A 19,717-nucleotide genomic window follows, 5' to 3' on the forward strand; every position below is an offset into this window, starting at 1 on the left:
GCTTCTGTCATGCTATTTTTTGTAGGAGGCATTACGTGATTGCGAAAGCTGAAAACACGTCGCTAGAAAGAGTGCGAGTACTGCAACGAAAGTTATACCTAGCAGCCAAGACGAATCCAACACGGAAATTCGGCATGCTGTATGACAAGGTGTGTCAGATCGATGTGTTATGGATGGCCTACAAGCAAGTCCGAGCCAACAAAGGTGCCCCAGGCATCGACCAGCAGACTTTTGAAGTCATTGAAAAGGAAGTTGGAGTTGGGTCATTCTTGGCTGAAATCCAAACAAAACTCATGGAAAAGAGGTACACGCCTCTGCCGGTCAAACGGGTGTACATCCCCAAGGCTGACGGAACGCAAAGACCTCTAGGCATTCCCGTTATCGCAGATCGTGTTGTTCAGGCAGCGGTGAAAATTGTTATCGAACCTCTTTTTGAGGCTACCTTCAAGGATTGCTCGTATGGCTTCCGGCCTCGGAAGAATGCACAACAAGCATTGCGGGAAATCTACAAGTGGCTGAATTTCAAGTGCCACTGGGTGGTAGATGCGGATTTGAAGTCGTACTTTGACACAATTCCGCACGATAAATTACTGCTGTCCGTTCGAACCAGAGTCATTGATCGCTCGGTTGTAAAGCTGATCGAGATGTGGCTTAAAGCTGGAGCGATGGAAGAGATGAAAATCCGGAAGGAGACGACCGGTACGCCGCAAGGGGGAGTGATTACTCCGCAAACAATAGTGCAAACTTTCGCGTAAGCTGGGGCCTGCGTTTTCACCGGCGCTGCCTCAAGTCTGGTCATCCGGATGGGAGCATCACTGAGTTTTCCCTCGTTATTGAGACTGATAACGGCACACGGAGTGACCCTCAGCAATGAAACCGAAGCCATTTTCACAACACGTACGTATCACTTTCGAGCCCAGCCGGTTTTCTGACGACCAGCTGACGGATGTTTATGAACAGCTGACTCCCGTTAACCACCACGTGCTTACCCCTCACGACCAGGCCCGGGCCAAACCTCACCGGGCTCCTGCCCGCTCAACCGCTAGACGGAGCAAAATGTTATGAACAAGGCACTGGTCGCACTCTACGCCCGCGTTTCTTCCGGGCAACAGGTAAAAAATGGCACCATCGGCAGTCAGCTTGCAGCAATCAAGGACCGCATCCGTGAGGACGGCCACGTGTTGCCTGACGCCATGCTCTTTATCGATGATGGTGTCAGCGGTGCTACACTTATCCGCCCGCAACTAGAGCGCCTGAGGGACTACGCGGCGGCAGGCGATATTGAATGCCTGTACATCCTGTCGCCCGACAGGCTAGACCGTAAATACGCCTATCAGGCTCTGCTGATGGAAGAGTTCAGCGCCTGCGGCGTGGAGGTTATCTTTATCTGTCACACCCCGGCGACACGCCGGAAGACATGATGCTTCTGCAGATGCAGGGGATGTTTGCTGAATATGAGCGGGCAAAGATTATGGAGCGCAACCGGCGTGGTAAGCTTCACGGTGCACGCTGTGGTAATGTCGGTGTCCTTTCCGGTGCACCTTACGGTTATCGGTATATCCGCAGGCAGCCGGACGGGACACCCGCACAGTATATTGTCAACCTTCATGAAGCCTCCGTGGTCAGGAAGATATTTAGTTGGGCTGGCATAGAGCGCCTGAGTCTAGGCGGTGTGGTCAGACGTCTGGCTGAGAAAGGCATAGAAAGCGCCACCGGCAAACCCGGCTGGGACCGCAGTACGGTATGGGGCATGTTAAAGAACCCCGCTTACAAAGGACTTGCTGTGTTCGGAAAAACGAAAAACTGCGCCCCCCGTCCCCGGGTGAGAGCAGCGCGCAACAGTGCAGATATCCTCAAGAACGGTTATTCAGTAATACGAAGTAAGCCGGATGACGGCATCGGGATCCCTGTGCCTGCCATCATCAACAGCGCTCTTTTCTTGACGGTCAACGAACAGCTGGAAGAAAACCGCCGACATGCACGACAGGGGCGCCGGGGAGCCGCTTATCTCTTACAGGGGCTGACTGTGTGCGGCCACTGTCGCTATGCGTATTATGGCAAAAAAGTCAGTAAATCTGCGGCAAAAGGGGGGGCGCAGTATTCTTATTACCACTGTACTGGGACGGATGCTTACCGCTTTGGGGGCATTCGGGTGTGTGACAATAAACAGGTCAGGACATCCATGCTGGATGAAACGGTCTGGGCACAGGTCATTGCGCTGCTGTCTGAGCCGGAACGGCTGAAAAAAGAATATGAGCAGCGTCTAACGCAGGCGTCAGAGCACAGTGGACAGACCGCAGATGCTGAGCGTCTGAAAAAGCAAGAAAATCAGCTAAACGTGGGGCGGTCCCGATTGATTGATAGTTTTGCCGAAGGGCTGATTGGCAAAACAGACTTTGAACCACGGATCAGAGTGATGACGCTCAGGCTGGCGGAACTTGCGCGCCAGAGAGTGAAGGTGAAACAGGCCACAGAGAACCAGCATGAGTTGCTGCTACTGGTTAACCGGGTGGAGGATTTTGCTGCTGCGGTCACGGAACGCCTGAGTACGGACGATTTTCTGATGAAGCGAGAAATTCTGCGTGCGCTGGTGAAACGGATAGAAATTTATCGTGATGAAATTGTGGTGGTTTTTCGGGTGAATCCCGGGAATGATACCAGCCTGGAAGCAGGATCAGACAAAACATATGGCAGAAGTTTGCCAGATTGTTTGCGGAGTAATTTCTCCCCCTTGCGGCGTACCGGTCGTCTCCTTCCGGATTTTCATCTCTTCCATCGCTCCAGCTGTAAGCCACATCTCGATCAGCTTTACAACCGAGCGATCAATGACTCTGGTTCGAACGGACAGCAGTAATTTATCGTGCGGAATTGTGTCAAAGTACGACTTCAAATCCGCATCTACCACCCAGTGGCACTTGAAATTCAGCCACTTGTAGATTTCCCGCAATGCTTGTTGTGCATTCTTCCGAGGCCGGAAGCCATACGAGCAATCCTTGAAGGTAGCCTCAAAAAGAGGTTCGATAACAATTTTCACCGCTGCCTGAACAACACGATCTGCGATAACGGGAATGCCTAGAGGTCTTTGCGTTCCGTCAGCCTTGGGGATGTACACCCGTTTGACCGGCAGAGGCGTGTACCTCTTTTCCATGAGTTTTGTTTGGATTTCAGCCAAGAATGACCCAACTCCAACTTCCTTTTCAATGACTTCAAAAGTCTGCTGGTCGATGCCTGGGGCACCTTTGTTGGCTCGGACTTGCTTGTAGGCCATCCATAACACATCGATCTGACACACCTTGTCATACAGCACGCCGAATTTCCGTGTTGGATTCGTCTTGGCTGCTAGGTATAACTTTCGTTGCAGTACTCGCACTCTTTCTAGCGACGTGTTTTCAGCTTTCGCAATCACGTAATGCCTCCTACAAAAAATAGCATGACAGAAGCAGAGGCCCTTCTCTCCGACGAGGTTATGTTGTCCTCATCATCAACAGTACTATGGCCTCCTCCGACTCCTCTATCCCGCGTCTATTCGAACTTCGGCGGTTACCTTATATCTTCAATTACGCGGTGGGTTAAACCACGACGGGTAGAGGTCTCGTTCGTTCCGCTCAGTTCTATGCGCACATCCCATCCTCAATACCCCGAGTTCCCGTTCTAGCTTCAAGTGGTTAGTTAATCCACTAGAACTCGATGACCTTCGCCCCCATTCCAAAGGCTCGGCGGAACCACCCTACACCACACTCTCCCAGTATTGCCGTGTGGCTGACATTTACGAGGCTTGTTCAGGTTCACTTTCGTTACGGGCTGTGTGCTTGCGCGCGCCCACGGACTGGGTCAGGGGCAACGTTTATCCGGCGTTGCTTCCATGTTTCAGTCGCCTTCCACATGTACGCCATAGCTACGCAATCAAACTAACCAATTATTGCAGCAGGACTCGCACCTGCAAGAAACTGAGCAGCTTAGCGAACCGCTCGGAAAGGCATATCTTTATCCGTTGGAGTGCATGTTTCTGTGCATATAACCCTTGATGGCATTAATGTTAAACACGTGGGGACTGAAGCTCATTCTGTTAACGGAGATATTGATATAATCATTCCGGCGGGTGAAGGATATGGATTAATCGGGTTAAGATTGCTTGGCCCAAACTATCAAACTAATAGGTGGGCATAATTTCACTTGGACAGCCAGTGGTGAAATATTCACCATGAAAAACGCAGCCAGTATCAAAATAGCCTGATTAAGATCAATACTCGCCTGTGAATTTTATTGTATGTGGGATGACGTTTTCTGTCATCAAACGCTTTATATAAAAATAGACACAAGTAACCATATAAATTAACGGAAATAAAAATTAACTGATATAAAATGTCGCTTGTCAGGATAAACACGGAATACATAACGACTGTGTTTGGCAGTGCCTACTGACGGTCAAAATAAGTCCTTAAATATTCCCTCAACCTATAGTAGGCGCTGTATATATTCATTATTATTCGAAACACTGGAAAAATTAGATTACTGAATGATATGTGAAATTATAATTTTTATGAAAAATGGAGAATATTATTCTAAACAAAAAAACAGCATCTTCGGAGTCAAATAGGTATACATTGGCCTGATGAATTATTTTTTATTCCATTTAAAACACAACGATATATTACTAATTATTTCAAAAATAACATCAATAAATTCATAAAAAAAATAGGTTAAGAAATACTCGTTATTTGCGACAAGTTATGTGATAAAAATTTATAAATTCCTTAACTTAACACAAGACAAGAGGTGGTCTATGTATCCGTCTTCAGTTAGCAATCGGGGTGTGATATTAAACGGTCCTGATCCTGGTCCTGTTCCTCCAAGGAAAAAAATTAAATTTTTACGGCATAAAAGCATAAATGACTGTATCACTAACATCAAGGACGGGTACTATCCATCTTTGGAAAGGAATTACATTTTAGGAGAGAGTGTTACATCCGCCTTGATTCAAGCGAATGCCTTTTGGAATAAGGCAAATAGGCGTGATGTTCCAACAAGTAATTCTCCCAATGGTGTAGAGACTATTCGCACTGTACGTGAGCGGATACGTAGAAAAGCCGACGGTATGTCAGACGATCTACAACAAGAATTTGATGATGCCTGTAAAAACAATGATCGGGTCACCATACAAAGAGTTTATAGTGAATTGGTTGTAAGAGTCTATGAAAATCATCAAGCCGATCAGAATAACCCTTCCTCTGGAAACTTAGCTTATATTTCAAAAGGAGTAGAAACAAGCGCCAGAACTAACGAAAGTGAATATAAAGAGGGGCCCCCAACTTATTGTGGAGAAATTTCTTATTTAGTTTACGCCTTATTATGTAGAGAAGGTGTAAATCCGGAGGAAATGCGAGTTATCTGTTTTACAGAAAATAACCCAGATGATCCTGATCTCGCTAATAATCACGCCCTAATTATCTATTCTTCAGATAGGAAATTATTCGAAAGTATGGAACGGTACTGTGGTGTTAGTGAAGGCAATCCTAATTCATATTCTCACTTTATCGATTTCTGTGCTCAGATAAATGAAGAAAAAGAAATATTTCTGATTATTGATCCTTGGAGTAAGGATAATAAAATTATTGATCCACTGATAAAAGATGAAGTTTTTTACAGTATTAAAAATAAGTTTATAAATGAAAACGATCAGGCAATAAAAACAAAATTTTTAAAGCACATAATAGGTAGCACATTAGCCGAATCCGAGGTATTGGCTAAAAGTTATGGTGAACCTGATTTTAGCCTTTGTCCGGAACCATCAGTTCATATTGATGTACCTATTCTTGCACCGAATTCTGATAGCAGCTCAAGTGAAAGCGATAGTAGCATGGAAGGGATTGATGCTTGACCTGAAGGTACTCGTTTTGGCATTTGGAGACTATTGTTTACTTTTACAAAAATTATAATTTTGTGTCCTATTAAATAATTTATTTTTTCCAGTGTTTTGAATGGTGATAAGTATATGCAGTGCCACAAAAATGTCATAACAGTGTCACTGTTTGCTTCTATCTGATTTGTGAATGTAAAATAATACAATATATACAATTAGTTAAAGTATGGATGACACTAAAGTCGAAGAAAAAAACAACATGACCGATGCCGATGAAACAAGTTTCAAACAAGGCTATCTTGGATGCTGGAAAAGTGAATCATTTGATGGTTAATGACAGAAAGGACCCTTCGCTCAGTGCAAGACGATAGGTCGAAATGAAGAGGCAACATATTGATAAATAGTGACTGAAAAGTGGTGCTTTGTCGTGTTTTGTCGCCTATTATATAAGCAGAAATATTTTATCTATTTGTTTTTTATTGATTATTTTATCTTAGTGTGACTTATACTCCTCATAGTGCGAGTATTTTATTTATCATATAAATCAATAAATTAAAAACAAAAAGTCACAATCGATCGAAATTAGGTCAAAATACATAGATGCGGCTCGCATCCTAACACCTTACTTGGTAGCCCAAAAGGTAATAATTAGTATCGAATTTCGTCCCACTCACTTCCTCGGCTATCACGGTATTTATCCGTCATGGCAGAAGATTTGTGTCCCAGTAATTTTTGTGCAAAATCGTTACCTCTGGCTTCACTGTGCAGCCGCGCGGATAAACTTCTAATCTCGTGAAATGAAGGCGGTGTGCCCTGCCATTTCAAACCTGATTTCTCTCTTGAATCGGCAAAACCTGTCGATAGCGATCTCTGACTGAAGCGGGTTTTATTCCTTCCCGCAAAGACATAATTTTCACCCCTTATTTGTTGCCGACAATCCGCGAGAACACCTTCAAGGTTCTTGTCAATCACCTCCAGATTCAAGGTTAAAGGTATCGCCAATTTCATCCCTGTCTTCTGTTGCTCTACCCACCATTTCCCATCATGAACATCTTGCCATTTCATCCGTTGGATATCCCCACCCGCTGACCTGTCAGTAAGGCCAAATCCATGCTTAAACCTATCAACGGCTGCCGTTTGTTTGCCGCTTCTCTTATCACAAGAAACTCTTCCAGTGATAAACGTTCTCGCTGTATCTGTACGCGAGGCTTCTTCGTCGCTGTAGCCGGATTGGTTGCCAAATGCCCTTCTGCAATGGCTTCATTAAACATATCGATCAACAAGCTGCGAATTAATTTTGCACTGGCGGTTTTGCCTTGTTCGCTGTAACTCTTTAAAAATTTAGCAATGTCTTTGGTGGTAAGGGTGTTCAATGTACTATCAGGAAAAGCCTGGGTGATGGCCGTTAATCTTGATTGGTAGTCTGTGAGTGTTTTAGAACGAAGGCCACGTTGATGCAATTTTTCTTTAAATCTGGCTATCCATTCTGTCACCGACAGCGTATTCACCTCGTTAATTCTGTCTACCAAATTGTAGCGTTGGTCAAAAATCTGCATATTCATGGCAATCGCTTCGTTGATTGCGATACGTTTCACGCTCCCTAGGCCGTATTCCTTACCTGTGCGGGGGTCTCGGTAGCAATAGTAGCCGTTATTGCGGACATACAGATTGGGGGGCAGGTCTCGGTTAGCCGGCTTTCTTTTGCGTGCCATGATACAGTCTCTCCATTAAGCGCTTTCCGGCGTAACTGGCGGGGGTTGTGGGGTCGATCTTCACGGCATTAGCGTTAACAAGGTATTCTCTGCCATCGAGCCGTGGTGGCGGTTGGATGGCACCAGAGCGGACCCATCGACGTACTTGTTCCATGCAACGTGGGCGAGGCTGATTTTGATTCCATTGCTTGAGGCTGATTTCCATCGCAGTGCTTTCCTTATCAACGTTAAAAACGTCATGACCTCGTCCGTGTTTTAGACAGAAGAATCATAGAGGGTCATGTGAATAACTTTATTTCAAGAATAAAAAATAATGAGAGGAATAATCAATATCAATAAATAATAGCGTCTTTCATTGTTATGAGGGGGTAGTATTAAAATAGGGTCTTCTCTTTATAGGTCGAATAATGAGGCAATCATATAAAATTTATCCAATAAAAATAGCCTTGATGAAGAAGGCTATTTTATTTATTCTGTAATAAAATCCATTTTCAATTTTTCAATGTGGCAATAATCGTGTCTTTGGCTATTTCACCATAATGGTCGATAAGGTATTGAGCAAAATGAGCTGCAGTTATACTGTATCCACAATGAGCGCTGACAGACGCGGCAAAGGTTTCAAGTGCTTGGTGGAGTATCGCGCCAATATAAATCATCTCTGACGGTTCTTTCATCACGTCTTGTAACATAACGCTTCCTTTTTTTAGAGATAATATGTAAGTACTCCACTTGTATTGATAAGACGAAGCCCTTCGCTAAACGCATTATTTTTCGAAGAAGCAATAAAATGGTTTTATGGCAATCGATGTGTAGGCTTTTTTCTCTTTTTAAACCAACTTCTTAATCGAGTAAACCAATTTTTTTTCATTTCGCTTAGCTTCCAAGACCTTATCTTTTAACGCTCGTTTTCTCGCTCTGCTCTGTCTGTTGCTCATAAGAAAACCTCCTACTCAATAAACTGTATCCCGGGGCGTATAAACGCGTGGGGAACAGTGCGGTCAAAGCCGGTTTGATGACAAAAATGTTTAAAGTCCAGCAATGAATGCACTTTCGCTTTTTGGTATAGAATACGAATTCTATTTTCTATTGTGCGATGAGAACGTGCCAATTTTTTACCTATTTCCTTGGCACTCATCGTGCGTAATAAATAAAAGATTATCCTCAATTCAGATTGTGTGAAGAGAGTCGAGGGAGGTTCAAATAATAGCGTGGCCGTCAGCTTGTCTACGTAGTGGGGCAGTGAAATAATAGCCAATTTTCTGCCATAAAAAACGGTGCCGATGCATTTGTTTCTTTTATTATTCAACGGAAAGGTTTCGTATAAATAAGGTTGCAGTTTTTGCTCACGACCAAAGAAATGCGTTTTAATGAGGGTAATTTTTTGTCCGCTTTTTATAACCTCTCTTTCCAGTTTTTCAATTATTAAAGCAAATTCTGCAATACACGTAGGAAGTTCATCATCACGTCGCCCTACCACATCAAATCCTTGTGGCAAATTTAAAAAGTCAAAAAAAGCACGATTGGTATAAATAAAGCGTGAATCACGGTCTTTTATTCCCCAAACATCTTGACTGTTTTCCATAATAGATGTCAGAGGCAATGAACTTGATACCTTTGCTATTTTTTTCATCATCTGTCCTAACTCTATTCAGTCCCTTTCATTGTGGATGACGCTCTATCTAGGAGAGGGTAAATTACTTAGTCAGTGCGAAAGTCTAATTAGAAAAATAAAATGAGATAGTCTCCACAAGAGAGACTATCTTTTCTATTTTTATCATGCTAAACGCTATCGCTTTCTACATCCCTTCAAAGCAAAAAGCGCAAGGCGGACATGAAATACGGTAAACAGACCATGCAGCGAATACGGTTCAAATTTGAGTTTTGCACTTGCCAATGTCTGTTTCACGGCGGGATAGGATACCGAGCGTAATAAAGCGATGTCTTTTTGTGATACGCCTAACGCGAAAAGCATCGCTGTTTCAAATTGAACAGCCGTTAACTCAGGAAACACTTCCCGTAATTCAGGAAATTGGGTAATATCGATGTTAGCCATTGTAGCCTCTGTGGTAGGTTGTGGTGGTTAGCTGACAGGGGTGGTTAGTCCCACCTCTGTTAGCGCTAGGGTTAAGTGATATAAACGGGATTGCGTCACCGTCGCTATTTGTAAGTTGTTGTGGCTATTTATGTTTTCATGGTGAGTGACTCCGTGGGTTTATGATGCGATGCCAAGTTCTTTTTCGTGGGTGAAGTGTCCGTCCCAATGGGTTTTCATTGGCAGCTTATTTTTGCGGTAGAGGTCAAATAATCGGATTGCCCCTTTGCGCAGTAAAACGGGTTGGTACTTGATAAAGTCATCACCGCTATGAATGCTGATTTTATGTTGATGTTCCGTTAGATATCGGTCACGTGCATAAGAGGTTGCACGCCAGCGGATATGGGATTTACTTTCGTTATAAAGCCAATTTCTGTCCGCTAAACAGTGATTAATCTGTTGTGTGTTAATACCGTTGAGCATTTTGCAAAACTGAGTCGTCGTTATTCCTTCCTTAAACAGGTTTTTCAACTCCTGTAATTCCGCTTCCTGTTCTTTATTTACTAAGGCCAACTTGGTTTTTTCACGAAACTGTTCTGCCCATGCCATAGCCGCAACAGGGGGATCTTCGAAATTAGGCAATACGCAGACAGGCCGTGTTGCTTTCTCTTCCAGCTCACGCCAGCGAGTGGCGACTTTATAGCGTAGCGAAATGCTGTAGCCCATGACCAATGTCATGGTTAAATCTTGGTCAAGTAAATATTCCTGATAAGTGCGACCACTGGCGTCTTTGTAATCGGCCGAAAACTCGGCCGATTGAATGTTAATCGATTCGAACATTTTTCGACAATCATCGAGAACATGTTTATGCTGTTTATCCGTTAGTTGAGCAATTTCACGGCTAGACATTTTTACCTGTTGATAGATAGTGATAACATTTGACATGCAGAATTCCTTGCAAGTGAATTGCGATTAATGACCTCCGGTACGTTACCGGAGTGGAAGATTAATTAAGCTTTGATGTTGCGTCAGCGGGGGTTGGGCTTTGCTTCTATTAACAAAATTAACGAATACCATCCCATCTTTGAAACAGTCACAAAGATGGTAGGCTAAAGGTGAATTGAGTTTTATTGAAGGTGTATAATTGCTCACTATCTGACCCATTACACGCTATGGGCGTAAAAAAACCGCACTACTTGCGTATGCGGCATTCGCTAGTTAAAGGTATTTAACACCTTTAACGAAATATTCCCGAGGCTGAATCATCATTCAGCCCGTCCGGGTATAGCAGGTGCTAAGGCACCCTTAATGTAGCAATACTTCAATATCTTTAATATCTTGGTCAGAAAGTCCAGTAGACGCTTTAACCAAAGCACCATCTACACCACTTTTAAGAAGCTGCTTGGCAATTTCGAGTTTAGTTTCCTGACGTCCCTGTTGCATGCCCTGTTGCATGCCCTGTTGCATGCCCTGTTCGATGCCCCGTTTTTCGCCCCGTTTTTCGAGTTGTTGTGCAATTGTCATAATGTCCTCACGGTAAGTGGGTGTCTGATCCACGAGCGCTTTGAAGAACTTTTCAGTATTCTTCGTTTCCCCTTGGTAGGTGATATAATAGAGCAAAGCGTGGAACAATTCACGGTTTGTATAACCTTTATTCAATAGTTCTGCAATGGGTCCGACAATGTTTATCATATCACGCATGTAAATGTGTTTTTGCACCAGTTCCATCAACGCCACATGGCCGTGTGTCATGATTTCCTCATCAGGAATAACGCTAATATCCACCAAAGGAAACGGCTTGGTGTAGATTTCTCTGGCTAGCTCCGGGTCAACAAAACAATCCATCAAATCCCTGCTGTAAGGATAGGGCCGCCTTTTCCCGTGATAAAACAATATCGGCACCACAATAGGTAATTTTTCGTTCGGGTTTTTGTCAAAATATTTTTGCCAAATCCCCACACAATAGCGTAATTCACGAAACGTCATCAAAAGTTGCGGGTTGCTTTGATGTTCGATAATACACTGAATGTACGCCTTGCTGCCGTCGTTCATCTGCATTGAATAAACAATATCAGAGAAATATTGTCTCAAATTTTCATCAACAAAGGAGCAATCTTCTACTTTCAGTGTAGAAAGGTCACATTTCTCCAAAATAGCGGGCGGTAAATGTGTTTTCAAAAAGTCTCGTGCCACCTCAAGATTGCCCAAAAACTTCTTACAGAAGGCGTCGTGAGGAGAAATTATTGCTTTCATCGCTTTATCCTAAGCTTAATATAACGACGTTTCAGAAAGGCATGCCCTGGATCATACCATCTTTGCCCCTGTTTTGATGTTGACGACCACTTTTTTCCGTGGCGTTATTTTCAAGCTGCCCGCCCATAAGTTTTAATCTCTGCGATTTCACGTTCAAGTTCCTGCAGAAACTGACGTACTTCTGTTTCAATTTCCTTGCCGAGTGCCTCATCAAAGTGAATGCGCTTCTTGAAGTAAGCCAATTCCGGTGGCAGTCGATTATCAAAACTGACAAAGTCACACCATTTGCGCCCTGTACACAGCATTTGCGCGTGCATTTGCAGGAAATATTCTCTTTTGAGTTCGCCGGTTCTTAATGTCTTCAGATGCGTCCAGGTTTTGGGGCATTTAATCTCGATCAGGCCATCGTCGTTAACCAGTCCGTCGGGACTGGCCGCAAACCCCTCGATGGTAGGGTGGTCGACGAGACCCACCTCCGTGACCTCTACTGCAAATTCACGCAAGATGTAAGCCTCACGGGCGACGGGTTCCAGTGCCGTCCCGTGCTTCATATCGAGCGTGACAAAGGTGTCTTCCCGTTTCCCCGTCAGGCGTTGGCAAATCAGCTCGGCCCTGTATTTTTTTCGCGTTGCGGCATCGCCGGTTTTGACTTTTGCCATCACCTCTGCCAATTTGCTGGCCGTCACTTTGCCGCTTCTTGCAGCAAACCAGGCTTCTGTTCGTTGTTCCATTTTTACCTCGATAAATTGTCTTGTCATCAAAACGGAGAACCCCTCGTAGAGTAGGTCTCTGGTTTGACATCATCTCCCCAGCGACCTCTCGTCAAACCGTGCTTGCAGTTTTCCCGCACACGGCTTTCCGACTGTCTTCTTTCCACAGCGTTACGACGGCACAGGTCGGGCATACCGACTCCCTTCATCTCCGGTTACGGACAGGCTGTACAGCTTAAACAGCCCGTGGTAATCGTAGAACCAGGACGGCGGGTGGTCCCTCCACCCCTTACCCCGTTTCTTGTGCTTCTTCCGCAACATGATGCAGAGTGTCCATATCGTGTAATTCGCTATGCTCAAGAAATGCTTCCTTGAATTACCTGTCTTGAAGTAATTCCCCCATCCGCGAAGAATCGGGTTTACCTTTTCTTTCACCAATGTGGGCCAATCCCAGTGCTGCCCTTTTCGGACAACATCACGGATTTTCTGCTTAACAGACTTCATAGCCTTGGGAGTCGGATAGTAAAAGGTCTTCAACTCGCCCGTCACTTTCGATGGTTGAACTGCGAACCTGTGACCTAGAAAGTCAAACGGCTCTTTCATGGCATTAAACTATCCGCGTTTTCTTGGCATTAAGCGTCAACCCAAGTCGGTCTAAGACTTTCTTGGCCTGATCCAGATAAAACTCCGGGCGCTTGCTGCACAAAATCACAAAATCGTCGGCATATCGCACGATATGAGCATCATGCGGACGTTTACCGAACGCCTTTTTCTCCCACGTCGAATCAAGCCAGTGCAGGTAGAGATTAGCGAGCAAGGGGGAGAAATTACTCCGCAAACAATAGTGCAAACTTTCGCGTAAGCTGGGGCCTGCGTTTTCACCGGCGCTGCCTCAAGTCTGGTCATCCGGATGGGAGCATCACTGAGTTTTCCCTCGTTATTGAGACTGATAACGGCACACGGAGTGACCCTCAGCAATGAAACCGAAGCCATTTTCACAACACGTACGTATCACTTTCGAGCCCAGCCGGTTTTCTGACGACCAGCTGACGGATGTTTATGAACAGCTGACTCCCGTTAACCACCACGTGCTTACCCCTCACGACCAGGCCCAGGCCAAACCTCACCGGGCTCCTGCCCGCTCAACCGCTAGACGGAGCAAAATGTTATGAACAAGGCACTGGTCGCACTCTACGCCCGCGTTTCTTCCGGGCAACAGGTAAAAAATGGCACCATCGGCAGTCAGCTTGCAGCAATCAAGGACCGCATCCGTGAGGACGGCCACGTGTTGCCTGACGCCATGCTCTTTATCGATGATGGTGTCAGCGGTGCTACACTTATCCGCCCGCAACTAGAGCGCCTGAGGGACTACGCGGCGGCAGGCGATATTGAATGCCTGTACATCCTGTCGCCCGACAGGCTAGCCCGTAAATACGCCTATCAGGCTCTGCTGATGGAAGAGTTCAGCGCCTGCGGCGTGGAGGTTATCTTTATCTGTCACACCCCCGGCGACACGCCGGAAGACATGATGCTTCTGCAGATGCAGGGGATGTTTGCTGAATATGAGCGGGCAAAGATTATGGAGCGCAACCGGCGTGGTAAGCTTCACGGTGCACGCTGTGGTAATGTCGGTGTCCTTTCCGGTGCACCTTACGGTTATCGGTATATCCGCAGGCAGCCGGACGGGACACCCGCACAGTATATTGTCAACCTTCATGAAGCCTCCGTGGTCAGGAAGATATTTAGTTGGGCTGGCATAGAGCGCCTGAGTCTAGGCGGTGTGGTCAGACGTCTGGCTGAGAAAGGCATAGAAAGCGCCACCGGCAAACCCGGCTGGGACCGCAGTACGGTATGGGGCATGTTAAAGAACCCCGCTTACAAAGGACTTGCTGTGTTCGGAAAAACGAAAAACTGCGCCCCCCGTCCCCGGGTGAGAGCAGCGCGCAACAGTGCAGATATCCTCAAGAACGGTTATTCAGTAATACGAAGTAAGCCGGATGACGGCATCGGGATCCCTGTGCCTGCCATCATCAACAGCGCTCTTTTCTTGACGGTCAACGAACAGCTGGAAGAAAACCGCCGACATGCACGACAGGGGCGCCGGGGAGCCGCTTATCTCTTACAGGGGCTGACTGTGTGCGGCCACTGTCGCTATGCGTATTATGGCAAAAAAGTCAGTAAATCTGCGGCAAAAGGGGGGCGCAGTATTCTTATTACCACTGTACTGGGACGGATGCTTACCGCTTTGGGGGCATTCGGGTGTGTGACAATAAACAGGTCAGGACATCCATGCTGGATGAAACGGTCTGGGCACAGGTCATTGCGCTGCTGTCTGAGCCGGAACGGCTGAAAAAAGAATATGAGCAGCGTCTAACGCAGGCGTCAGAGCACAGTGGACAGACCGCAGATGCTGAGCGTCTGAAAAAGCAAGAAAATCAGCTAAACGTGGGGCGGTCCCGATTGATTGATAGTTTTGCCGAAGGGCTGATTGGCAAAACAGACTTTGAACCACGGATCAGAGTGATGACGCTCAGGCTGGCGGAACTTGCGCGCCAGAGAGTGAAGGTGAAACAGGCCACAGAGAACCAGCATGAGTTGCTGCTACTGGTTAACCGGGTGGAGGATTTTGCTGCTGCGGTCACGGAACGCCTGAGTACGGACGATTTTCTGATGAAGCGAGAAATTCTGCGTGCGCTGGTGAAACGGATAGAAATTTATCGTGATGAAATTGTGGTGGTTTTTCGGGTGAATCCCGGGAATGATACCAGCCTGGAAGCAGGATCAGACAAAACATATGGCAGAAGTTTGCCAGATTGTTTGCGGAGTAATCACTCCCCCTTGCGGCGTACCGGTCGTCTCCTTCCGGATTTTCATCTCTTCCATCGCTCCAGCTTTAAGCCACATCTCGATCAGCTTTACAACCGAGCGATCAATGACTCTGGTTCGAACGGACAGCAGTAATTTATCGTGCGGAATTGTGTCAAAGTACGACTTCAAATCCGCATCTACCACCCAGTGGCACTTGAAATTCAGCCACTTGTAGATTTCCCGCAATGCTTGTTGTGCATTCTTCCGAGGCCGGAAGCCATACGAGCAATCCTTGAAGGTAGCCTCAAAAAGAGGTTCGATAACAATTTTCACCGCTGCCTGAACAACACGATCTGCGATAACGGGAATGCCTAGAGGTCTTTGCGTTCCGTCAGCCTTGGGGATGTACACCCGTTTGACCGGCAGAGGCGTGTACCTCTTTTCCATGAGTTTTGTTTGGATTTCAGCCAAGAATGACCCAACTCCAACTTCCTTTTCAATGACTTCAAAAGTCTGCTGGTCGATGCCTGGGGCACCTTTGTTGGCTCGGACTTGCTTGTAGGCCATCCATAACACATCGATCTGACACACCTTGTCATACAGCATGCCGAATTTCCGTGTTGGATTCGTCTTGGCTGCTAGGTATAACTTTCGTTGCAGTACTCGCACTCTTTCTAGCGACGTGTTTTCAGCTTTCGCAATCACGTAATGCCTCCTACAAAAAATAGCATGACAGAAGCAGAGGCCCTTCTCTCCGACGAGGTTATGTTGTCCTCATCATCAACAGTACTATGGCCTCCTCCGACTCCTCTATCCCGCGTCTATTCGAACTTCGGCGGTTACCTTATATCTTCAATTACGCGGTGGGTTAAACCACGACGGGTAGAGGTCTCGTTCGTTCCGCTCAGTTCTATGCGCACATCCCATCCTCAATACCCCGAGTTCCCGTTCTAGCTTCAAGTGGTTAGTTAATCCACTAGAACTCGATGACCTTCGCCCCCATTCCAAAGGCTCGGCGGAACCACCCTACACCACACTCTCCCAGCATTGCCGTGTGGCTGACATTTACGAGGCTTGTTCAGGTTCACTTTCGTTACGGGCTGTGTGCTTGCGCGCGCCCACGGACTGGGTCAGGGGCAACGTTTATCCGGCGTTGCTTCCATGTTTCAGTCGCCTTCCACATGTACGCCATAGCTACGCAATCAAACTAACCAATTATTGCAGCAGGACTCGCACCTGCAAGAAACTGAGCAGCTTAGCGAACCGCTCAAAACGGGATGTCATCCCCGTCGTCATTAAAATTTGTGAACGGCATCACATTGCTTTGTTGACAGGGTGCCTTGGTAGGGTATTGGGGTAGCGCTTGGGTGGGTTGTTGTCTCTGTGTCTGCTGTCCCGCGTCGACAAAGCCCAAACGTGCATTGTTTAGCTCCAAGACGATCGCTTGTCCGTTTTTCCCTTCGTAGCTGTCGATCTTGATGCTTTCACCGAAGAGCTCAACGATAGCACCTGGGTTGAGTGTTTCGCGGTAAAAATCTGCTTGATTGCCGGCTTTGGCAAACAGTACCGCCTGGTAGTTAGTGAAAGCATGGGCTTTTAATTTGCGATCGTAGTATTTAACGCCACCCCGTAGGGCGAAGCCGATGGCGTCAGTGGCCGTAAATTCTCTGGCGGCCTGTTGGAGTTTGAGGGTGATGGTGTGTGCCATTAGGCTGCCTTCTCTAAGGTTGCTGAGTGGGTGAGATAAATGTCGTTGGCTTTTTGTGCTAAATCAGGCTGCTGGATAAGCAGCTGGCTCAGTCGGTTATAAGCCCCCTGTAAGGCCACTTTATCCTTGCATTGACGCGCCCAGTGGGTGAAATCGGTGAGGTATTGTTCGGGTGTCCGTGCAACGGTGGACTTCGTGTGTGGGGTTCCCTTGTTTTCTTGCTGTTTATAGGCCTCGGTGTCGGCATCTTTGGCATCATCAATCGCAAACAGGCCGTTCAGGCAGTACTTACGCGCGTAGGAACTGGTTGCCCCGGTCAGCTGTGCCGCATCCATGCCTTTTTTGTTCAATTCTTCCCGTGCGATGGCGGAGGCCTGAAACGAATTTTCACCATCCGTCAGGGTCGCTGTTGCCTTGACGTAATAGCGATCGCCTATTTGTACGATTTCATCACTTATCGAGAGAAATAAATCACCCAGCAGCGGCTTAACGCCTTCCAAAATGTCTTCACAGCTGCGGTAGTGGTATTTACCAAAGGTATTGTATTGATTTTTCGGTGCATTAAGTTCGCGTTGGATAGTGGCCAGCTTAAGATAAAAGGCTTTATTCTCCATAATAGACCTCGTCATAGTCATCGCCACTGTAGAGCCGTTCTTTGGCTAACATCCACTTCGCTTTTGAGATAAAAATGCTGAAAAATGCCTCATCGAGGTCATCGGGTTCGGTTTCATCCAAGGCGAGTGCCAAGGCCTCACTATCAAAATGGGGCAATTTTTTAAAGAGCTGGGCGATGTGGTCAAAGGTGAAGTATTTGTCCCACTCTTCCGCCTGTTCATTAATGTTGTGCCAATCTTGATCACTGAACGTGTTCATTATTTTTCGTGCTTCAATAAGCGTCTCGGGTGTCATGCCAGTCGCCCTCTGCTTTTACAATACGCTTGAGACATGCGGGCATAGCCCCGCTCGCTGTTAAGGAAAACTCGCTTCACACCGTTGATCATGATGATTAATGCGTTATCTTGGATAGTAAAAATCATGGTTCACCTCGTTGGTTGAATGAATTGATTGCGTTTGGGTTTTTCCGCAGGCGTGCTGTGAGGCCATGCAGTGATAATCCATGGGTGCATACGGTGCTCCTGAAGGTTTTTTTCCACGACAACGCTACCGACAAAAAAGGTCAGTGGCCTGGAGGAAAAGGGGAAAAAAAGAAAATTAATGCGGTGTTTGCGGGGTGTTGAGCTGTAATGCCATCGCGGTTTTAAGCTGCTCAGATTGGGCACCGAAAATGGCTTGCACGCCGGAACCGAGCACAATCACCGCCTGTGCACCTAAGGTCTTGAGTGCGTGTTGATTCACCTGTTTGCTGTTTTTCACGCTGACCCGCAATCGCGTGATGCAAGCGTTGAGAGCGGTAATGTTGTCTTTGCCGCCAAAGGCCTGGATAAGCAACGGGGTGATAGGGGTATCCTGCTGCACGTAGGGTAATAAACCGGCTTCACGCCCCGGGGTTTTGAGGTCAAAACGTACAATCAGCAGGCGAAATAACCCGTAATACAGCGTGGCATACGCGAGGCCAACGACCGGAAACAGCCACACACGGTTGGCCTGCGGACTGAGCACAATAAAATCAATCAGCCCGTGTGAAAAACTGGTACCGTGACGCATTTCTAGCGCAATTGCCAGAGAAAAGGCCAAGCCTGACAGCAGGATATGCATGACATACAACAGCGGGGCAACGAACATAAAGGCAAATTCAATCGGTTCGGTAATGCCGGTTAAAAAGGAGGTTAATGCGGCAGACCCCATGAGTGCGCCGATTTTCGCTCTGTTCTCCGGTTTGGCGGTGTGCCAGATAGCCAATGCAGCGGCGGGCAACCCGTACATCTTAAACAAAAAGCCGCCCGCCAGTTGCCCTGCGGTAGGGTCGCCGGCGATATAACGGGGGATATCTCCGTGAAAAACCTGCCCTGTGGCATTGGTATACTCCCCGATTTGCATATGAAAAGGCACATTCCAGATATGGTGCAAGCCCAAGGGGATCAGCGTCCGTTGCACCATGCCGTGCACACCAAAAGCCAGCTCAGGATTTTGTACTATCGCCCAATGTGAAAAGGCCTCAATGCTCTGTCCGATAGGTGACCACATCAATGCCAATAGCAAGGCAACCGGGATAGCCATGATACCTGCAATAATCGGCACCGTACGTTTACCGGCAAAAAAGCCCAGATACGCGGGGACACGGAGGTTATGGAAGCGATTAAACAGCACAGCGACGACCCCGCCCATCACCATGCCACCGAATACACCGGTATCAACAGAGGGTGCCACAATCGCCAACATTTTTACCATGATGGCGTACGCGACAATCACCGCCAGGGCGCACACGCCGTCATTTTGAGTCAAGCCGAGCGCGACACCCAGAGCAAACAGCAGCGGCAGATGAGCAAATACGGTCCCACCGGCCTCGGCCATTAGATGTGAAACGGTGACAGGGAGCCAAGCAAACCCCGCAGACCCTAAACCGAGCAATAAACCGGCGACCGGCAGAACAGAAACGGGCAGCATCAAAGACTGCCCCACCTTTTGTAGATGAGCAAAGCTTTGTTTTAACATGATAGTCACTCCAATAGGTAG

21 protein-coding genes and 1 pseudogene are annotated in these 19,717 nt (G+C 46.8%); 5 read left to right on the plus strand and 17 right to left on the minus strand.

What is annotated here, in order from left to right; all coding sequences use genetic code 11:
• Nucleotides 1-35 precede the first annotated feature (35 nt).
• The 3 genes from CCS41_RS06155 (at nucleotide 36) to CCS41_RS06165 (ending at nucleotide 2,854) form a co-directional block, all read left to right on the plus strand.
• A complete protein-coding gene (locus CCS41_RS06155; RefSeq protein ID WP_119797318.1) occupies nucleotides 36-755 on the plus strand; it encodes a reverse transcriptase domain-containing protein in 720 nt (239 codons plus the stop codon).
• Between the two features lie 306 nt (nucleotides 756-1,061).
• Nucleotides 1,062-1,421 carry a recombinase family protein gene (locus CCS41_RS16055; RefSeq protein WP_205411473.1) on the plus strand — a complete coding sequence of 120 codons (360 nt, stop codon included), beginning with the start codon at nucleotides 1,062-1,064 and terminating at the stop codon, nucleotides 1,419-1,421.
• A 50-nt stretch (nucleotides 1,422-1,471) separates the two neighbouring features.
• Nucleotides 1,472-2,854 carry a recombinase family protein gene (locus CCS41_RS06165; RefSeq protein WP_240313897.1) on the plus strand — a complete coding sequence of 461 codons (1,383 nt, stop codon included), beginning with the start codon at nucleotides 1,472-1,474 and terminating at the stop codon, nucleotides 2,852-2,854.
• Here CCS41_RS06165 and CCS41_RS16530 read toward each other — a convergent pair.
• Nucleotides 2,771-3,268, minus strand: a pseudogene (locus CCS41_RS16530) (reverse transcriptase domain-containing protein); the annotation flags it as partial. The gene CCS41_RS06165 and the pseudogene CCS41_RS16530 sit on opposite strands and share 84 nt — an antisense overlap.
• A gap of 1,515 nt (nucleotides 3,269-4,783) precedes the next feature.
• Between CCS41_RS16530 and CCS41_RS06175 the strand changes: the two are divergent.
• The gene (locus CCS41_RS06175; protein WP_119797362.1) at nucleotides 4,784-5,878 is read left to right on the plus strand and encodes a hypothetical protein; all 1,095 of its coding nucleotides are present in this window, start codon (nucleotides 4,784-4,786) and stop codon (nucleotides 5,876-5,878) included.
• 630 nt (nucleotides 5,879-6,508) lie between these two features.
• Here the strand turns inward: CCS41_RS06175 and CCS41_RS17630 are convergent.
• The 11 genes from CCS41_RS17630 to CCS41_RS06225 form a co-directional block, all read right to left on the minus strand.
• Nucleotides 6,509-6,925, minus strand: coding sequence for a tyrosine-type recombinase/integrase (locus tag CCS41_RS17630; RefSeq protein WP_420866974.1), 417 nt, complete (start codon nucleotides 6,923-6,925; stop codon nucleotides 6,509-6,511).
• Nucleotides 6,922-7,572 carry a phage integrase Arm DNA-binding domain-containing protein gene (locus CCS41_RS17635; RefSeq protein WP_420866975.1) on the minus strand — a complete coding sequence of 217 codons (651 nt, stop codon included), beginning with the start codon at nucleotides 7,570-7,572 and terminating at the stop codon, nucleotides 6,922-6,924. Before CCS41_RS17635 ends, CCS41_RS17630 begins: the two co-directional genes overlap by 4 nt.
• A complete protein-coding gene (locus CCS41_RS06185; protein ID WP_072550645.1) occupies nucleotides 7,547-7,777 on the minus strand; it encodes an excisionase in 231 nt (76 codons plus the stop codon). The genes CCS41_RS17635 and CCS41_RS06185 overlap by 26 nt, the downstream gene beginning before the upstream one ends.
• Nucleotides 7,778-8,063: 286 nt before the next feature.
• Entirely contained in the window at nucleotides 8,064-8,261 is a 198-nt protein-coding gene (locus CCS41_RS06190) for a hypothetical protein (protein ID WP_119797179.1), read from the minus strand.
• A gap of 257 nt (nucleotides 8,262-8,518) precedes the next feature.
• Entirely contained in the window at nucleotides 8,519-9,205 is a 687-nt protein-coding gene (locus tag CCS41_RS06195) for a helix-turn-helix transcriptional regulator (protein WP_240313863.1), read from the minus strand.
• A gap of 153 nt (nucleotides 9,206-9,358) precedes the next feature.
• Nucleotides 9,359-9,625 (minus strand): transcriptional regulator, encoded by a 267-nt coding sequence (locus tag CCS41_RS06200; protein WP_072551019.1) that lies wholly within the window; start codon nucleotides 9,623-9,625, stop codon nucleotides 9,359-9,361.
• 159 nt (nucleotides 9,626-9,784) lie between these two features.
• The gene (locus CCS41_RS06205) at nucleotides 9,785-10,549 is read right to left on the minus strand and encodes a Rha family transcriptional regulator (protein ID WP_072551018.1); all 765 of its coding nucleotides are present in this window, start codon (nucleotides 10,547-10,549) and stop codon (nucleotides 9,785-9,787) included.
• Between the two features lie 360 nt (nucleotides 10,550-10,909).
• Nucleotides 10,910-11,857 (minus strand): Rpn family recombination-promoting nuclease/putative transposase, encoded by a 948-nt coding sequence (locus CCS41_RS06210; protein WP_119797364.1) that lies wholly within the window; start codon nucleotides 11,855-11,857, stop codon nucleotides 10,910-10,912.
• A 110-nt stretch (nucleotides 11,858-11,967) separates the two neighbouring features.
• Complete coding sequence (locus CCS41_RS06215; protein ID WP_119797720.1) at nucleotides 11,968-12,588, minus strand: lambda exonuclease family protein; 621 nt, start codon at nucleotides 12,586-12,588, stop codon at nucleotides 11,968-11,970.
• A gap of 150 nt (nucleotides 12,589-12,738) precedes the next feature.
• Complete coding sequence (locus tag CCS41_RS06220; protein WP_119797365.1) at nucleotides 12,739-13,170, minus strand: group II intron maturase-specific domain-containing protein; 432 nt, start codon at nucleotides 13,168-13,170, stop codon at nucleotides 12,739-12,741.
• A 4-nt stretch (nucleotides 13,171-13,174) separates the two neighbouring features.
• Nucleotides 13,175-13,384, minus strand: a complete 210-nt coding sequence (locus CCS41_RS06225) for a reverse transcriptase domain-containing protein (RefSeq protein ID WP_162860006.1) — start codon at nucleotides 13,382-13,384, stop codon at nucleotides 13,175-13,177.
• 351 nt (nucleotides 13,385-13,735) lie between these two features.
• Between CCS41_RS06225 and CCS41_RS06235 the strand changes: the two genes are divergently transcribed.
• Nucleotides 13,736-14,917 carry a recombinase family protein gene (locus tag CCS41_RS06235; RefSeq protein ID WP_205411463.1) on the plus strand — a complete coding sequence of 394 codons (1,182 nt, stop codon included), beginning with the start codon at nucleotides 13,736-13,738 and terminating at the stop codon, nucleotides 14,915-14,917.
• Between the two features lie 431 nt (nucleotides 14,918-15,348).
• Here CCS41_RS06235 and CCS41_RS16535 read toward each other — a convergent pair whose 3' ends face one another.
• The 5 genes from CCS41_RS16535 to ptsG all read right to left on the minus strand — a co-directional run bounded on the left by CCS41_RS16535 (nucleotide 15,349) and on the right by ptsG (nucleotide 19,696).
• Entirely contained in the window at nucleotides 15,349-15,981 is a 633-nt protein-coding gene (locus CCS41_RS16535) for a reverse transcriptase domain-containing protein (protein WP_338025033.1), read from the minus strand.
• Between the two features lie 661 nt (nucleotides 15,982-16,642).
• A complete protein-coding gene (locus CCS41_RS06245; protein ID WP_119797349.1) occupies nucleotides 16,643-17,083 on the minus strand; it encodes a hypothetical protein in 441 nt (146 codons plus the stop codon).
• A complete protein-coding gene (locus tag CCS41_RS06250) occupies nucleotides 17,083-17,697 on the minus strand; it encodes an ERF family protein (RefSeq protein WP_119797348.1) in 615 nt (204 codons plus the stop codon). Before CCS41_RS06250 ends, CCS41_RS06245 begins: the two co-directional genes overlap by 1 nt.
• Nucleotides 17,687-17,992 (minus strand): hypothetical protein, encoded by a 306-nt coding sequence (locus CCS41_RS06255; RefSeq protein ID WP_119797347.1) that lies wholly within the window; start codon nucleotides 17,990-17,992, stop codon nucleotides 17,687-17,689. Before CCS41_RS06255 ends, CCS41_RS06250 begins: the two co-directional genes overlap by 11 nt.
• Nucleotides 17,993-18,295: 303 nt before the next feature.
• Nucleotides 18,296-19,696, minus strand: a complete 1,401-nt coding sequence (ptsG, locus tag CCS41_RS06265) for a PTS glucose transporter subunit IIBC (RefSeq protein ID WP_119797346.1) — start codon at nucleotides 19,694-19,696, stop codon at nucleotides 18,296-18,298.
• Nucleotides 19,697-19,717: the final 21 nt, after the last annotated feature.

The sequence above is a fragment of the Candidatus Fukatsuia symbiotica genome, from assembly GCF_003122425.1.
Classification (GTDB): Bacteria; Pseudomonadota; Gammaproteobacteria; order Enterobacterales; family Enterobacteriaceae; genus Fukatsuia; species Fukatsuia symbiotica.

Coding starts and splice junctions, on each gene's coding strand:
- CCS41_RS16055 (WP_205411473.1), top strand. CDS start 1,062: ATGAACAAGGCACTGGTCGCACTCTACGCCCGCGTTTCTTCCGGGCAA.
- CCS41_RS06165 (WP_240313897.1), top strand. CDS start 1,472: ATGGAGCGCAACCGGCGTGGTAAGCTTCACGGTGCACGCTGTGGTAAT.
- CCS41_RS06175 (WP_119797362.1), top strand. CDS start 4,784: ATGTATCCGTCTTCAGTTAGCAATCGGGGTGTGATATTAAACGGTCCT.
- CCS41_RS17630 (WP_420866974.1), bottom strand. CDS start 6,925: ATGAAATGGCAAGATGTTCATGATGGGAAATGGTGGGTAGAGCAACAG.
- CCS41_RS17635 (WP_420866975.1), bottom strand. CDS start 7,572: ATGGCACGCAAAAGAAAGCCGGCTAACCGAGACCTGCCCCCCAATCTG.
- CCS41_RS06185 (WP_072550645.1), bottom strand. CDS start 7,777: ATGGAAATCAGCCTCAAGCAATGGAATCAAAATCAGCCTCGCCCACGT.
- CCS41_RS06190 (WP_119797179.1), bottom strand. CDS start 8,261: ATGTTACAAGACGTGATGAAAGAACCGTCAGAGATGATTTATATTGGC.
- CCS41_RS06195 (WP_240313863.1), bottom strand. CDS start 9,205: ATGATGAAAAAAATAGCAAAGGTATCAAGTTCATTGCCTCTGACATCT.
- CCS41_RS06200 (WP_072551019.1), bottom strand. CDS start 9,625: ATGGCTAACATCGATATTACCCAATTTCCTGAATTACGGGAAGTGTTT.
- CCS41_RS06205 (WP_072551018.1), bottom strand. CDS start 10,549: ATGTCAAATGTTATCACTATCTATCAACAGGTAAAAATGTCTAGCCGT.
- CCS41_RS06210 (WP_119797364.1), bottom strand. CDS start 11,857: ATGAAAGCAATAATTTCTCCTCACGACGCCTTCTGTAAGAAGTTTTTG.
- CCS41_RS06215 (WP_119797720.1), bottom strand. CDS start 12,588: ATGGAACAACGAACAGAAGCCTGGTTTGCTGCAAGAAGCGGCAAAGTG.
- CCS41_RS06220 (WP_119797365.1), bottom strand. CDS start 13,170: ATGAAAGAGCCGTTTGACTTTCTAGGTCACAGGTTCGCAGTTCAACCA.
- CCS41_RS06235 (WP_205411463.1), top strand. CDS start 13,736: ATGAACAAGGCACTGGTCGCACTCTACGCCCGCGTTTCTTCCGGGCAA.
- CCS41_RS16535 (WP_338025033.1), bottom strand. CDS start 15,981: ATGCTGTATGACAAGGTGTGTCAGATCGATGTGTTATGGATGGCCTAC.
- CCS41_RS06245 (WP_119797349.1), bottom strand. CDS start 17,083: ATGGCACACACCATCACCCTCAAACTCCAACAGGCCGCCAGAGAATTT.
- CCS41_RS06250 (WP_119797348.1), bottom strand. CDS start 17,697: ATGGAGAATAAAGCCTTTTATCTTAAGCTGGCCACTATCCAACGCGAA.
- CCS41_RS06255 (WP_119797347.1), bottom strand. CDS start 17,992: ATGACACCCGAGACGCTTATTGAAGCACGAAAAATAATGAACACGTTC.
- ptsG (WP_119797346.1), bottom strand. CDS start 19,696: ATGTTAAAACAAAGCTTTGCTCATCTACAAAAGGTGGGGCAGTCTTTG.